Origin of the sequence: Mesorhizobium sp. UC74_2 (genome assembly GCF_042701485.1) — a bacterium.
GTDB lineage: Bacteria > Pseudomonadota > Alphaproteobacteria > Rhizobiales > Rhizobiaceae > Mesorhizobium.
Genome location: NZ_CP170562.1, coordinates 5,515,183 through 5,527,978, shown reverse-complemented (window position 1 = coordinate 5,527,978; position 12,796 = coordinate 5,515,183). Strand labels below are relative to the sequence as shown.

17 protein-coding genes and 1 pseudogene are annotated in these 12,796 nt (G+C 62.7%); 8 read left to right on the top strand and 10 right to left on the bottom strand.

The window, feature by feature from the left end; all coding sequences use genetic code 11:
• Window positions 1-33: 33 nt before the first annotated feature.
• The 4 genes from ACFJIU_RS26890 to ACFJIU_RS26875 are packed head-to-tail and all read right to left on the bottom strand — an operon-like array spanning window position 34 to window position 2,743.
• Window positions 34-396: a helix-turn-helix domain-containing protein gene (locus ACFJIU_RS26890; RefSeq protein ID WP_379065124.1), complete on the bottom strand. Its 363-nt coding sequence runs from the start codon at window positions 394-396 to the stop codon at window positions 34-36.
• Window positions 393-923, bottom strand: coding sequence for a Smr/MutS family protein (locus ACFJIU_RS26885; RefSeq protein ID WP_379065122.1), 531 nt, complete (start codon window positions 921-923; stop codon window positions 393-395). Before ACFJIU_RS26885 ends, ACFJIU_RS26890 begins: the two co-directional genes overlap by 4 nt.
• On the bottom strand, window positions 920-2,023 hold the full coding sequence (locus ACFJIU_RS26880; protein ID WP_379065120.1) for a murein transglycosylase A: 1,104 nt from the start codon (window positions 2,021-2,023) through the stop codon (window positions 920-922). The genes ACFJIU_RS26885 and ACFJIU_RS26880 overlap by 4 nt, the downstream gene beginning before the upstream one ends.
• A gap of 9 nt (window positions 2,024-2,032) precedes the next feature.
• Complete coding sequence (locus tag ACFJIU_RS26875; protein ID WP_379065118.1) at window positions 2,033-2,743, bottom strand: Tim44/TimA family putative adaptor protein; 711 nt, start codon at window positions 2,741-2,743, stop codon at window positions 2,033-2,035.
• Window positions 2,744-3,009: 266 nt separating this feature from the next.
• Between ACFJIU_RS26875 and ACFJIU_RS26870 the strand changes: the two genes are divergently transcribed.
• Complete coding sequence (locus tag ACFJIU_RS26870; protein ID WP_326892872.1) at window positions 3,010-3,492, top strand: FxsA family protein; 483 nt, start codon at window positions 3,010-3,012, stop codon at window positions 3,490-3,492.
• A 93-nt stretch (window positions 3,493-3,585) separates the two neighbouring features.
• Window positions 3,586-4,074: a protein-export chaperone SecB gene (gene secB, locus ACFJIU_RS26865; RefSeq protein WP_129412371.1), complete on the top strand. Its 489-nt coding sequence runs from the start codon at window positions 3,586-3,588 to the stop codon at window positions 4,072-4,074.
• Between the two features lie 74 nt (window positions 4,075-4,148).
• On the opposite strand, the gene dnaQ is transcribed toward secB, so the two are convergent.
• From dnaQ to ACFJIU_RS26845, 4 genes are all read right to left on the bottom strand, one after another.
• The gene (gene dnaQ, locus ACFJIU_RS26860; protein ID WP_379065115.1) at window positions 4,149-4,868 is read right to left on the bottom strand and encodes a DNA polymerase III subunit epsilon; all 720 of its coding nucleotides are present in this window, start codon (window positions 4,866-4,868) and stop codon (window positions 4,149-4,151) included.
• A 94-nt stretch (window positions 4,869-4,962) separates the two neighbouring features.
• On the bottom strand, window positions 4,963-5,568 hold the full coding sequence (coaE, locus tag ACFJIU_RS26855; protein WP_379065113.1) for a dephospho-CoA kinase: 606 nt from the start codon (window positions 5,566-5,568) through the stop codon (window positions 4,963-4,965).
• Entirely contained in the window at window positions 5,565-6,404 is an 840-nt protein-coding gene (locus tag ACFJIU_RS26850; RefSeq protein ID WP_379065111.1) for a shikimate dehydrogenase, read from the bottom strand. The genes coaE and ACFJIU_RS26850 overlap by 4 nt, the downstream gene beginning before the upstream one ends.
• Window positions 6,397-6,996 carry a Maf-like protein gene (locus ACFJIU_RS26845; protein ID WP_379065109.1) on the bottom strand — a complete coding sequence of 200 codons (600 nt, stop codon included), beginning with the start codon at window positions 6,994-6,996 and terminating at the stop codon, window positions 6,397-6,399. Before ACFJIU_RS26845 ends, ACFJIU_RS26850 begins: the two co-directional genes overlap by 8 nt.
• 166 nt (window positions 6,997-7,162) lie before the next feature.
• Here ACFJIU_RS26845 and ACFJIU_RS26840 point away from each other — a divergent pair, with 166 nt between their 5' ends.
• Window positions 7,163-8,008 (top strand): hypothetical protein, encoded by an 846-nt coding sequence (locus ACFJIU_RS26840; protein WP_379073235.1) that lies wholly within the window; start codon window positions 7,163-7,165, stop codon window positions 8,006-8,008.
• Window positions 8,009-8,028: 20 nt separating this feature from the next.
• Here the strand turns inward: ACFJIU_RS26840 and ACFJIU_RS26835 are convergent, their stop codons facing one another.
• Window positions 8,029-8,826 (bottom strand): class II glutamine amidotransferase, encoded by a 798-nt coding sequence (locus tag ACFJIU_RS26835; protein WP_379065107.1) that lies wholly within the window; start codon window positions 8,824-8,826, stop codon window positions 8,029-8,031.
• Window positions 8,827-8,870: 44 nt separating this feature from the next.
• The gene (locus ACFJIU_RS26830) at window positions 8,871-9,092 is read right to left on the bottom strand and encodes a DUF6356 family protein (protein WP_129412364.1); all 222 of its coding nucleotides are present in this window, start codon (window positions 9,090-9,092) and stop codon (window positions 8,871-8,873) included.
• A 100-nt stretch (window positions 9,093-9,192) separates the two neighbouring features.
• On the opposite strand from ACFJIU_RS26830, the gene ACFJIU_RS26825 reads away from it, so the two are divergent.
• The 5 genes and pseudogenes from ACFJIU_RS26825 to ACFJIU_RS26805 all read left to right on the top strand — a co-directional run bounded on the left by ACFJIU_RS26825 (window position 9,193) and on the right by ACFJIU_RS26805 (window position 12,703).
• Window positions 9,193-9,663 carry an Lrp/AsnC family transcriptional regulator gene (locus ACFJIU_RS26825; RefSeq protein WP_379065105.1) on the top strand — a complete coding sequence of 157 codons (471 nt, stop codon included), beginning with the start codon at window positions 9,193-9,195 and terminating at the stop codon, window positions 9,661-9,663.
• Between the two features lie 69 nt (window positions 9,664-9,732).
• Window positions 9,733-10,275, top strand: coding sequence for a Chromate resistance protein ChrB (locus ACFJIU_RS26820; protein WP_379065103.1), 543 nt, complete (start codon window positions 9,733-9,735; stop codon window positions 10,273-10,275).
• Complete coding sequence (locus ACFJIU_RS26815; RefSeq protein WP_379065101.1) at window positions 10,259-11,491, top strand: MFS transporter; 1,233 nt, start codon at window positions 10,259-10,261, stop codon at window positions 11,489-11,491. Before ACFJIU_RS26820 ends, ACFJIU_RS26815 begins: the two co-directional genes overlap by 17 nt.
• Window positions 11,492-11,557: 66 nt before the next feature.
• Window positions 11,558-12,043 carry a dUTP diphosphatase gene (gene dut / locus ACFJIU_RS26810; RefSeq protein WP_379065099.1) on the top strand — a complete coding sequence of 162 codons (486 nt, stop codon included), beginning with the start codon at window positions 11,558-11,560 and terminating at the stop codon, window positions 12,041-12,043.
• Window positions 12,043-12,703: pseudogene (locus tag ACFJIU_RS26805) on the top strand (HAD family hydrolase). Before dut ends, ACFJIU_RS26805 begins: the two are co-directional and overlap by 1 nt.
• Window positions 12,704-12,796 lie beyond the last annotated feature (93 nt).

Here is a 12,796-nt window from a genome sequence, read left to right as displayed (position 1 = left end):
GGAAAAACCGCTGCGCACTTTCCTGGAATTGCTCTAGGCGGGTTTTATCTCACGCACCAGCGCCGTGACGCGCTGGATATCCGCGTCGCTGATCTTGCCGATCCTTTCGGCGAGCAGGTTGGCAAGTTCGGTCGCGGCCGGAGACAGCCCGGCCGTGTCGATCTTCACCTTGGGGTGCGAGTTTTCGGCCAGCCGCTGCAGGTCCTCGGCGTCATCCCAGATGATGTTGAAATAGCCGATGATCTTCTGGATCAGCGGCCAGCTCGGTACGCCGCGTTTGCCATGCTCGAGTGCCGACAGATAGGCGGCACTCACCCCGATCGCCGCGGCCATCTGTTTCTGGCTGACGCCGCGTTCCTCGCGCAGCACACGGATGCGTTCACCGAGCGGGGTCATGGTCGGGTCCGCCGCAGGCGTACGTAAAGTGCGCCGGCACCGCCGTGATGCCGGGCGGCGTGATCGTGGCTGGAAACCAGCATCCGGAAGGCGGGCGTCGAAAGCCATGCCGGCACCGAGCGTTTCAGGATACCGTCACCCCCGGAGGACGAGCCCTTGCCGGTGATGACCAGCACAAAGCGCACGCCGTTGGCGTGTGCGCGGTGGAGGAAGGAGAAAAGCAGCGAATAGGCTTCTTCCTGCGTCATGCCGTGCAGGTCGACACGGCCTTCGATCGGCAGCCTGCCCTTGGACAGCTTGTCCAGTGTCGGCTCGTCGAGGCTGTGGCGCACGGGCTGCGCTTTCGGCTTGGCGGGCGCCGCGGCAACGATGTTGGCCGGGGCAGGCTCTTTTTGCGGCGGTTTCGGTTCGATCGCGTCCGCGGGCTCGACGATTGACTTGCCTTTGAGCGGCTTGGCCGAGCGCGCGACGAGATTCCACAGGACACGATCTTCTTCGGAAAGACCCTGGTCGCGGCGCCGGCTCATCCCGCTGCTCCTCCGAGCAGCGAACGAGGCACCAGCGCATAGAAATCAGCCGCGTTGCGGATCACGCCGGCGATCTCGCCGGCGGCATCGCCGGAACCAGCGAACAGGTCGCCGCGCGCCGGGCCGGTGATGGCGGAGCCCGTATCCTGCGCGATCATCAACCGCCGGAACGGTTCGCCGTCAAAAGCCCTGAGGGTCGGCGCATCGACATAAAACGGCGTGCCGAATGTGTGCAGCAGACGGTCCACCGCCATCGAACGGCCTGCCGAGAGCGGTACCTTCGCCGCGGCGATCGGCCCCAGTTGCGGATCGTCCACCGCAGCCGGGCGGAAAAAGATGAAGGAGCGGTTCTGCCAGAGAATTTCATCGATACGATCCGGGTTCGTCTTGAACCAGGCGCGTATCGACTGCATCGTCACCTTTTCCAGCGGGATTTCGCCCGTATCGGCGAGCACGCGACCCGGTCCGGTGAAACGCTGGCCGGACTTTGCGGCATAGGTGACGCGCAGTTGCCGCCCATCGGTCATGTCGAGCCTGGCCGCACCCTGCACATGGATGAAGAAGACATCGACCTTGTCGGCAAACCAGGCGATCTCGAGCCCCTGCCCGGCAAGTGCTCCGCCTTCGATCGCGCTGCGGTCGTGGTATTCCACGGGTCCATCCGCCGTCTGGCGGGCGAATGCCAGGTAAGGGTCCATGCCGGAAGGCCGGTTTTTATCGTCGATGTCGATCAGATCGGCAGGGCGCGCCAGCAACGGCCAGCGATAGCGTTCGCTTGGCACCGGAGAAGCCTCGACCACGGGCTCGTAAAAACCCGTGACCAGACCGGCATCATTGTCGGGGGAAACATGGGCCGGGGCGAAATGATGTTCAAAGAACACCCGTGCCTCGGCGTTGCTGGTCGGTGGAGCGGCCCGCGCAGCCTCGTAGGCCGGTTCGAAAGCCGCGAAATCGATGCCGAGAGATCCGCTGCGGTATGGCTTTATCGGAACGTGGAAGGCAGAGCGACGGAAAGCTTCAAAGGCCGCAAGATGCTCGTCGTCGGCCCAGCCGGGCAGATCGTCATAGGATCGCGCCGAAAGGAGTGGCGACAGCGGCACCTGCGGAACTCAATCTTCTTCCTCGGTGGCGACAAGCTTCCAGTTCGGATCGCGCGAACGGGTGTCGCGAGCGAAGGTCCAGACGTCCTTGACCTCGGCGACGGTTTCAGGATCGCCGTCGATGACGGTGCCGGCCTTGTCGCGCGTGGCCGAAATCAGCTCGCTGACAATGCGCAGCGTGACGTGGGCTTCCGAACCCTTCATTTCAGCCAGAACGATGTCGGCCTTGTCGATGCCGACGAAGGAAGACTGGATCTTCTCCGACTTGGCCTCGCGTTCGCCGATGGCGGCGACGAAACCGTCATAGACCTCGCGCGACAGCAGGTTCTTAAGCGTTTTGCGGTCGCCGTCGGCATAAGCCATCACGATCATCTCGTAGGCCATCTTGGCGCCGTCGACGAAACCCTTCGGCTCGAAGCTGCCGTCCGCGTCCTTGATGGCGCGCAGGCCCTTGTTGAGATCGGTGTCCGGCTTGGCGAAGGCATCGATGGCGGCATAGGCGTCGGGCGCCGGTGCATCGCCCGGTGCGCGTTTGCGCGGCAGCGATACAACGTTCTCGGAAGGCTTGGCGGCATCCTTGTCGCGCGTACGGCTCGCCGTATAGGGGTCGAACGGCGGACGTTCATTGCCGGTACGGCGGCCAAGCACATTGCGCAGCTGGAAGAAGATCACCACCGCTGCGACCAGGAAGAATATCGTGCCGAAGTCGAAAAATGCCATGTGCTGTGCCAATCACCCTCGAAGCGGCCTACCAACTCAACCGGTCGCGCCTCCGGTTCGCGACTGATCACCAAACTATAAAACCATATAGAACGTGCAGCGCCATCATTCAAACGCAAGCAGCGCATACCTATTTGGTATAGTGAATGCCAGTGTCGCGATTTCAAAGTTCGCTCAGCACCCGATATCAGGCTGTAGCGAATTTCAGAACCCGGACAGTAGCGGCGATTGGTCGCTTGGCTAAACATACAACGATTGGGCGGGTTTTGCGTACTTCCTTTCTCCCCTTCTTCGTGCTGGCGCTTCCTTTGCTGGAGATCGCCGGCTTTGTCGTGGTCGGCAAACAGGTCGGCGCGCTGGCCACGGTGGCCCTTGTGCTCGCTTCGACCATTGCCGGTGCCATGCTGCTGAAGCGCCAGGGTTTCAGCACGATGGTCAATGCCCGCGCCGAAATTGAGGCCGGGCGCGATCCGAGCCGCCCGCTGGCGCATGGCGCGATGACGATCTTTTCGGCGCTTCTCCTGATGGTGCCGGGTTTCATCACCTCCATCATCGGCCTGGTTTTCCTGGTTCCTGCTGTGCGCGACTTCGCCTGGCGTTTCCTCAAGTCCCGCGTTTCGGTGGTGTCTTCCTTCGGTGAAGGTGGTTTCAGGCCGCGCCAGCGCGAGAAAACGATCGATCTCGATACCGAGGATTTTTCGCGCGATCCCAACCCGAATTCGCCCTGGCGACGGCTCAAGGATGAATGAACAGGCGCCAAATCTTGTCTTGAAGCGCCTGCCGTGATAGCCAACGCCCGATTTCAATAGGGGCCGGACGGTCCAACAAGGGGATTTTGGCTCATGGCCGACAACAATGAAGCGCAGGCAAGCAACGGCAACGGAGCGCAGCCGACGCTGAACGTTCTGGCCCAGTATGTGAAGGACCTTTCGTTCGAAAGCCCCGGTGCGCCGAATTCGCTGCGCGGCCGTGACAAGGCTCCGGGCATCGCCATCAGCGTCAATGTCAACGCCAATCCACTGTCCGACGAGCAGTTCGACGTCAACCTGACGCTGAACGCCAAGGCTTCCTTCGACAAGGAAGTGCTGTTCAACGTCGAGCTGGTCTATGGCGGCGTCTTCAACATTGCCGGCTTCCCGCAGGAGCACATGCTGCCGATCCTGTTCATCGAATGCCCGCGCCTGCTGTTCCCGTTCGCCCGCCAGATCATCTCGGATGCGACCCGCAACGGTGGTTTCCCGCCGCTGATGCTCGATCCGATCGACTTTGCGCAGATGTTCCAGCAGAAACTGGCCGAAGACCAGGCCGCTTCCAAGGTGATGGTCAGCTAAGCGCTGTCTCGGTTCCCAATGAAAAACCCGGCTTCGCGCCGGGTTTTTTGTTTGATTCGATTTGTCGCCCCGAACTATTCGGCTGCTTCCGAGCTCTCGCCGGCGAATTTCACCCACAGCGCCTTTTCGCCGAGCGATTCGACCAGCCGTCTGTGGGCCTCCCGCTCGGCCTCGGTAAGCCGCGAGGCCAGCGGAACCGGCCGCATGGCGATGGTGAGTTCGACCTCGGAGCCGCCACGGCGTCCGGCCTGGGACAGTCCGCCATCCAGGCCAAGCGCAGCCTGCTTGCCGCCGATCAGCTCGACATAGACTTCCGCCAGAAGTTCGGAATCGAGCAGCGCACCGTGCTTGGTGCGATGGCTGTTGTCGATGCCGTAGCGACGGCAAAGCGCGTCCAGCGAATTGGGACCCATCGGATGCTTGCGGCGCGCCAGCGCCAGCGTGTCTATCACGCGATCCGCGCCGACGGCGGGATGGCCGAGCCGCGCGAATTCGGCGTTGATGAAGCCCATGTCGAAGCCGGCATTGTGCGCGATCAGCTTGGCGCCATCGATGAAGGTCAGGAAGAGATCGGCAATTTCCGAGAAGGTCGGCTTGCCAACCAGCTGTGCCGCGCTGATGCCGTGCACGGCTTCAGCCTCCGCATTGATCATGCGGCCTTCCGGATTGATGTAGTGGTGGAAGGTGTTGCCGGTCGGGAAGCGGTTGACCAGTTCGATACAGCCGAGCTCGATGATGCGGTCCTCGCGCGCATCAAGCCCGGTTGTTTCCGTATCGAAGATGATTTCGCGCATCGCGACGCTCCGCGGCCTGAGCATCCCGTTCCATGAGATCTCGGCGCTTGTTCGTTCGGAACGAAAATGGAGTCCGGCCGGCTTTCCCGCAAGATCACCTGGCGTGATTGCTGCCATTTTCCCCCGATAGCTCGGCGATGATCGCCCGGATGGCCGCCCGGGTGACGTCAAAGCTGGTGCCGGTATCGACCACATAGTCTGCCAGCCGCCGCTTTTCGGCGTCCGGGACCTGTTTGGCGAGAATTGATTCGAACTTCTCTTCGGTCATGCCGGGGCGCGCCAGCACGCGTCGACGCTGCTGCTCCACGGGTGCGCTCACCACCACGACCTTGTCGACGCGGCCACGGCCGCCGGTTTCGAACAGCAGCGGAATGTCGAGCACGGCAAGCGGTTTTCCAGCTTCTCTTTGGAGGCCTAGAAAGGCGTCGGCTTCGGCGCGCACCAGTGGGTGGATAATGTCTTCCAGCGTCTTGAGCGCGGCTGCATCGCCCAGCACGCGCTGGCCAAGCAGCGTGCGATCCACGGTGCCGTCCCGTGTCACGCCTGGAAAGGCCGCTTCGATCAAAGCTGTCGCCTTGCCGGAGTAGAGCCGGTGCACCGCCTCGTCCGAATCATGCACCGGCACGCCGGCTTCGCGGAACATCTTCGCGGCGGTTGATTTGCCCATGCCGATGGAGCCGGTGAGGCCGAGGACGATCAATGGCTGGCTCCCAGATCCGCAACGACAAGGTCGCGCAGTTCCGGCGTGACCTCCGGCCGCCGGCCGAACCAGCGTTCGAAAACAGGCACCGCCTGATGCAGCAGCATGCCCAGACCATTGACCGTTTTCAGACCGCGCCGCCTGGCTGCGGCAAGCAGCGGCGTTTCCAGCGGCACATAGACGATATCGGTGACGATGGCATGGGCGGGCAGGCCGGCGGGGTCGGCAGGCAGGCCCTCATTGCCGTGCATGCCGAGCGCGGTGGTGTTGATCAGCAGTCCGGCATCGGCATTCAACTCATCGGTCGCCTCGCTGCCATGCGCAGAAACGCCAGCACCGAACTGATCGCGCAGTTCCACTGCGCGCGCTTTCGTGCGGTTGACGATGCGGATGTCGCTGACGCCGCGTTCCTTCAGGGCGTGTATGATGGCACGCGCAGCGCCGCCGGCGCCCAGCACCACGGCGGGGCCGTTGCCGGCCCAGCCCGGTGCGTATTCGTCGAGATTCGCGGCGAAGCCATGCGCATCGGTGTTGCCGCCGCGGAGCTCGCCGTCCTCCGTCCACAGCGTATTGATGGCGCCGATCTGTTCTGCTGCCGCGTCCCGGCGTTTGACGACCGCGAACACGGCTTCCTTGTGCGGGATGGTGACGTTGCCACCATTGAAGCCATTCTCCCCAAACGCAGACAGGAACGCAGGCAGATCGCCCGGCATGACATCGATCGCTTCGTAGCTGCCGGCGATGCCGTAGGCCTTCAGCCAATGGCCGTGTATTTTCGGTGAACGCGAATGCGCGATCGGATGGCCGATCACGAAGGCCTTTTTCATTTCAGCCATCGATGGCACCGAGGGACCTGAGTTCGGTCAGCAGTGGCAGCAGCGGCAGGCCGACGATGGTGAAATGGTCGCCTTCGACCTTTTCGAACAGCTGGATGCCTTCACCTTCGATCTGGTAGGCGCCGACGCTCGAGAGCGCTTTCGCGCCGACCCGCGCCAGATGGCGGCCGATGAAGGCGGGATCGAGCTTGCGCATGGTGAGATTGGCGACGCCGACATGGCGCCACAACACCGCGCCGTTGCGCACCAGCACGGCGGCACTGTTCAGCTGATGTGTCTTGCCTGACAAAGCCAGCAGATGGCGGCGCGCCCCTTCCATGTCGGCTGGCTTGTGGAACACCTCGTCGCCCAGCGACAGTGTCTGGTCGCAGCCCAGCACCAGGGCTCCCGGCAATCGCTCGCTCACTTCGGTCGCCTTGGCTTCGGCCAGGATCATCGCCACATCCTCCGGCGAAGCGCCGCTGTCCTTGAGCGGCGCCTCCAGCGCGCGCTCGTCGACATTGGCCGGTACCGCTTCGACATCGATGCCGGCATTCTTCAGCATGGCCAGCCGAAAAGGGCTGCCTGACGCCAGGATGAGTTTTTCGGCCACTCCTGCCTCCTTACGCTTGTTAGCCTCCGGCTATAACATGCCGGGTGACGTTGGAAGGATGAAATCCGAAACCCTTTTGCGACTGCGGTTTTATGGTGCCCTTTTGTCGGCACGGGCAAAGTGTCGGGCCAGATCGTGCGTGATTGAACGTTGGGAGAAAAAGTTCTTGGACACAAAGCGGCGCGCGCTTCTGGGCCTGATTGGAGCATTGCCTGCCTGGCGAACTTCGTTTGCGGCGACGTCCGGAGTGGGAGAGAGCCCGACAGAACCATCCGAAACCGAAGCTGTCAAACCGCGCCACGTCCTTTGCTTTCTTGGCAAGGATCGCGATTTGAGCCCCTTGCTGGATGCGGCGTCGAGTGCCGTTCGGGATTTCGCCGACGGATTCATCGCAGATGAAGCCTATTCCCAGCCCGAACCGGACAATCGGATGGTTGAATCCTTCAATGTCTGCTGGGATCGGGTCGAGCCAGGTGCCTGGACGGAAGCTGACGAAGCTGCCGTCGCCAGCCATCAATCCGTTCTCTACGTGCTCGGCCCGCCGATGACGAAAAGCAATGCGGTCACCGTTACCATCGGAGCCTTGTTCCTTGTCGACCACATGATCGACAAGGGTGCCGTGGCCGTCAAAGGCGAGAGCGCCGGCATAGCGCATGGGCTGGTTCGCTGGAAACAGCTTGCACTCCAGGGCGCTGCAGCCTTGAAGGCGGACGATGCTCTCGGACAAAGGCGGATCGGGCGGCTTGCCTTCGCCAAGCGCCCTTTGTCGGCCCGGGGCTATCTGGAAAGTGTCGGCTTCCACCTCGTCGGATTGCCGGAGGTCTATGTGCCGATATCCCAGGCCAGCGAGCGCGAGGCTGTCGCGACCATGGACGCCGTCGCCGATGAGATTGCCACACAGGGGCTCGAGGCGATCCTTAAGAAACGCGGTGCAAGTCTTTCGTTCGAATCCCAATATGCGGAGGACGAATTCAAGTTCAATCCGTATGGAACAGTCAAACTAGCCGGCTGACGGAGTGCGGTCTGGTCGGCCTATTCGGCCGCGATGGGAAGCGTCTCGGCGGCGGGTGTAAAGGACTGGATGGTTATCCCGGCCTTCGTCATGGTGACGAAACTCGCCGGCGGGATGGCCTGCCATTCGGCTCCTTCGCAATCGAACGGCTCAGAGACGATGCAACGGCCGCCGTGAAACGCCGACGTATAGAGCGTCGGCGCCTGGCCATCGGTGGAATAGCGCACGGCATGCACTGCCTCGCCGTCGGAGAACGCGGCGGTCAGTTTCAACGCCGGATCGACACCCGCCCGCCGGGCAGCGTCGAGCACGCGTCTGGTCGCCTTTTCCAGCGCGCTTTGCGGATCGCTTTCCAGCCCCTCGTCCACCATCAGGAAGAAGAACAGTTCGGAATCGGTCGTGCCTTCGATCTGGTCATAAAGCGCGTCCGGCAAAGTCGCTTCGAGCGTGCGCCGAATGCGGTCGAAGCCGCCGATCTGGCCATTGTGCATGAACGACCAGTGACCGGAAACAAAGGGGTGGCAGTTGGCGCGGCTGGTGGCGCCACCGGTCGAGGCGCGCACATGCGCCAGGAACAGGCCGGAGCGGATCTGCCTGCACAGGCTCTTGAGATTGGGATCGGACCAGGCCGGCAGGATGTCACGGTAGAGACCCGGTTCAGCGCGGCCGCCATACCAGGCAAGCCCGAAACCGTCGCCATTGGTCGGTGATTTTGCCTCCTGCGCGCAATGGCTCTGCGCGATCAACGAATGACAAGGCGCGCTGACGATGTCTTCCAGGAAGACGTCTTCACCGAGATAGGCCGCCCATCGGCACATGTTTCAACGCCCTTCAGGCACGCTGGCTCCAGCCAGTTTCTGGATCACGCCTGCGGACGCCGGTTGTGCGTGCGCTCGTAAAGCTGGCGGATGATCCCGCTTGCCGTAGTTTCGAACAGGAAGGGTAAGAAAGCATGAATGAGCGCCGCGCCGCCGGCCATGAACAGTCTGCTGGCGAACCAGCCGGCGAAGCGCATGTGTTCGAAATAGCTTTCATCGACCGAATGCGGGTGGTCGGTGAACAGGCGGGCGATGCGCGTCGTCATGGTGATTCTCCCATCTTTGCGCCATCGTCCCATGCAATCTCGGGACTTTGATCCCAATTTGTCCTTGCCAGGCATTCTCGATTGGGACAATCATCCCAAAATGACCCATGAACTCGATACGATCGATCGAAGAATCCTGGCCGAACTGCAGCGCGACGGCACGTTGTCGGTCGACCAGCTCTCGGAACGGGTCGGCCTGTCCCGCAACGCCTGCTGGCGCCGGGTCAAAAGACTGGAGGACGAGCGCGTCGTTACCGGCCGGGTCGCGCTGGTCGATGCCGACAAGCTCGGCCTTGGTCTTTCCGTGTTCATCATCGTGCGCACCTCCAGCCATGATCCGGACTGGTTGGCCAGGTTCCGCATGGCGGTGACGTCCTTTCCCGAGATCACCGGTGTCTACCGCATGTCCGGCGATCTCGACTACGTGCTTCGCGCCCGCGTCGCCGACGTGAAGGCCTACGACCGGCTCTACCAGCGCCTGATCGCCAAGGTGCCGTTGTCCGACGTGTCGGCTTCCTTCGTCATGGAGGAAATCAAGGAAACGACCGTCGTCCCGGTGGAGATTCGCTAGCGCCGGATCGCGGCCTCGACTGCCACGGTTAATGTCTGTATGTTACAGCAGTAACATCTGGACTCAACCATGGTTTCCCTTTCCTGGCTCCTGCTGACCTATAAGGTGCCGCCCGAACCGGCGACGAAGCGTATTGCGCTGTGGCGGAAGCTGAAAGGCATGGGCGCGGTCTATCTGCAGAACGGTGTCTGCCTGCTGCCCAGGACCGACGATCACATCCGCCGCCTGAAGATGATCGAGAACGACATCCTCGAAATGGCGGGCGAGTCCGTCATTCTGGAGACCGTGGCTCTGGATCGCGCGCAGGAGGACAAGGTCGTGCAGCGCTTCCGCGCCGATCGCGACGACCAGTATCGTGAGTTTCTGGGCCGCTGCGCGGATTTCGAGGCCGAGATCGCCAAGGAAGTCGCCATCAGCAAGTTCACCTACGCCGAGCTGGACGAAGAGGACGCGGATCTCAGGAAGCTTCAGGGCTGGCTCGAGAAAATTCGCAAACTCGACTTCTACGAAGCGCCGCTGGCCGAGGAAGCAGCGGAACGCCTGCGTGCCTGCGAGGCTCTGCTGGACAGCTACGCCAAACGAGTCTTCGAGGCCCATGACGAGAACCGTTGAGACGAACGATACTACCGGCGGTCCGGCACCCCGTCGGAGTCTCCCGGCCGGCGTCTGGGCGCTCGGTTTCGTATCAATGTTCATGGATATCTCCTCGGAGATGATCCACGCGCTGCTGCCTGTCTACATGGTTGCGGTGCTCGGCACCTCCAGCCTGACCGTCGGTATCATCGAAGGCATCGCCGAAGCCACCGCCTCGATCACCAAGGTGTTTTCGGGAGCGCTCAGCGACTGGCTCGGCAAACGCAAGATGCTGGCGGCGCTCGGTTATGGGCTGGCTGCGATCACCAAGCCGGTCTTTCCGCTGGCGCCGTCGATCGGCTGGCTGGTCGCCGCTCGTTTCATTGACCGCATCGGCAAGGGCATTCGTGGTGCTCCGCGCGATGCGCTGATCGCCGACATCACGCCGCCGGAACAGCGCGGCGCCGGCTTCGGCCTGCGGCAGTCGCTCGACACCATTGGCGCTTTCATCGGCCCGCTGCTGGCCATCGTGCTGATGTGGGCGACCGCGGATCATTTCCAGGCAGTTTTCTGGATCGCCGTCATCCCGGCCTTTTTCGCCGTCTTCCTCATCATCGTCGCAGTGAAGGAACCTGAGCGGCCGGCCGGCCTGCGCAAGGTTCGCATGCCGCTCAGGCGCTCGGAGCTGCGCCTACTGGACGCGACCTTCTGGCTGGTCGTGGCAGTCGCGACCGTCTTTACGCTCGCCCGTTTCAGCGAGGCCTTCCTGATCCTGCGCGCGCAGTCGATCGGCCTGTCGTTGGCGCTCGTGCCGATCGTGCTGGTGGTGATGAATCTGGCCTACTCGCTGTCGGCCTATCCGGTCGGTGTGTTTGCCGATCGTGTCAGCCGGCCGGTGCTTCTGGCCGTCGGCCTTATGCTTCTGGTGGTCGCCGACCTCGTGCTCGCCCTGGTCCCCGACATCCCGGGTCTGCTCATCGGCGTCGCTCTGTGGGGGCTGCACATGGGTTTCACACAAGGCCTGCTGGCAACGTTGATCGCCGATGCGGCACCGGCGGAGTTGCGCGGTACCGCCTTTGGCGTGTTCAACCTGATCACGGGCGTCGCCCTGCTGGTCGCCAGCGTGGTGGCCGGTTTCCTCTGGGATCAGATCGGACCGCAGGCCACCTTCCTGGCCGGCGCTGCTTTTGCGCTTGTGACCCTTGTCGGCCTGCTGTCTTTTCGAGCTCGGCTGTCAAAGCCTGGCAGTCGGTGAAAGATTCGCGTTGAAACACGGGTAACCGGTTGACTAACCGCGCGGCTCGCCCGATAGGATCGCGCCATGCACCCGACACCTCAAAATCAATCCGTCTTCGGCCAGACGGTCGGTTTCGTCCGCCTGCCGCATGGCGAGGGGCTGGCGCTGCCGGCCTATGAAAGTGCCGGCGCCGCCGGCATGGATCTCAGGGCTGCCGTTCCCGAGGATCGGCCGCTGCTCATCCTGCCCGGCCGCCGCGCCCTGGTGCCGACCGGGCTGGTAATGGAAATCCCCGAGGGCCTCGAAGGCCAGGTTCGCCCCCGTTCCGGCCTTGCGCTGAAACATGGCATCACCTGTCTCAACACGCCCGGCACGGTCGACAGTGATTACCGCGGCGAGGTCAAGGTGCTGCTGATCAACCATGGCGACGAAGAGTTCTACGTCGAGCGCGGCATGCGCATCGCCCAGATCGTCTTCGCGCCCGTCGTGCAGGTCCGTTCCGAGGAACGCAGTCTCGCCGGTGGCACCGATCGCGGCGGCGGTGGTTTCGGATCGACCGGAACGGCCTGATGGTGCTGCCGGGCCTGGTCATCTTCGACTGTGACGGTATCCTGCGTCGATACCGAGAACATGGCCAATGAACGCCTGGCGCTGTGGCTTACCGAGGCCGGCTATCCGGTCGATTTCAACTATTGCCGCAAGCACTTTTCCGGCCGTTCGATGATCTCCGTGCGCAACGAGATCCTCGAAGTGGCAGGCATCGATCTCGGCGAGGATTTCGCTGATCGCTGGAACGTCGGCCTGCCGGAGCTTTTTGCGAAAGGCGTCGACGAAATCCCCCATGTGCGCGGCGTGATCGATGCCGTGCGCGCGGCCGACATTCCCTATTGTGTCGCTTCCTCGGCGCGCGTTTCCAAGATGCACATTACGCTCGGCGTCACCGGGCTGCTTCCGCTGTTCGAACACGCCATGTTCAGTTCCACCATGGTCGGACGCTCGAAACCGTTCCCGGACCTGTTCCTGCATGCGGCCAGGGAAATGGGTGTTGAGCCGGCCGATTGCATCGTCATCGAGGATTCGGTGGCCGGCACCAGGGCCGGTATTGCCGCCGGCATGCGGGTCTTCTCCTACCACGGCGATCCACACTCCGACCCCCAAGGGCTGGAAAAGGCGGGCGGCATCCTCTTTGCCGACATGCGCGACTTGCCTGGGCTGATCCCGCTGCGCTGAGCGATCCCAAACTTCATGACCGTTTCGTCGCACCTGCTGCCGGCGTTTTGGCAGGAGTGTACCGCGCAGGCTGCCTGAGCCAATCGCATTCGT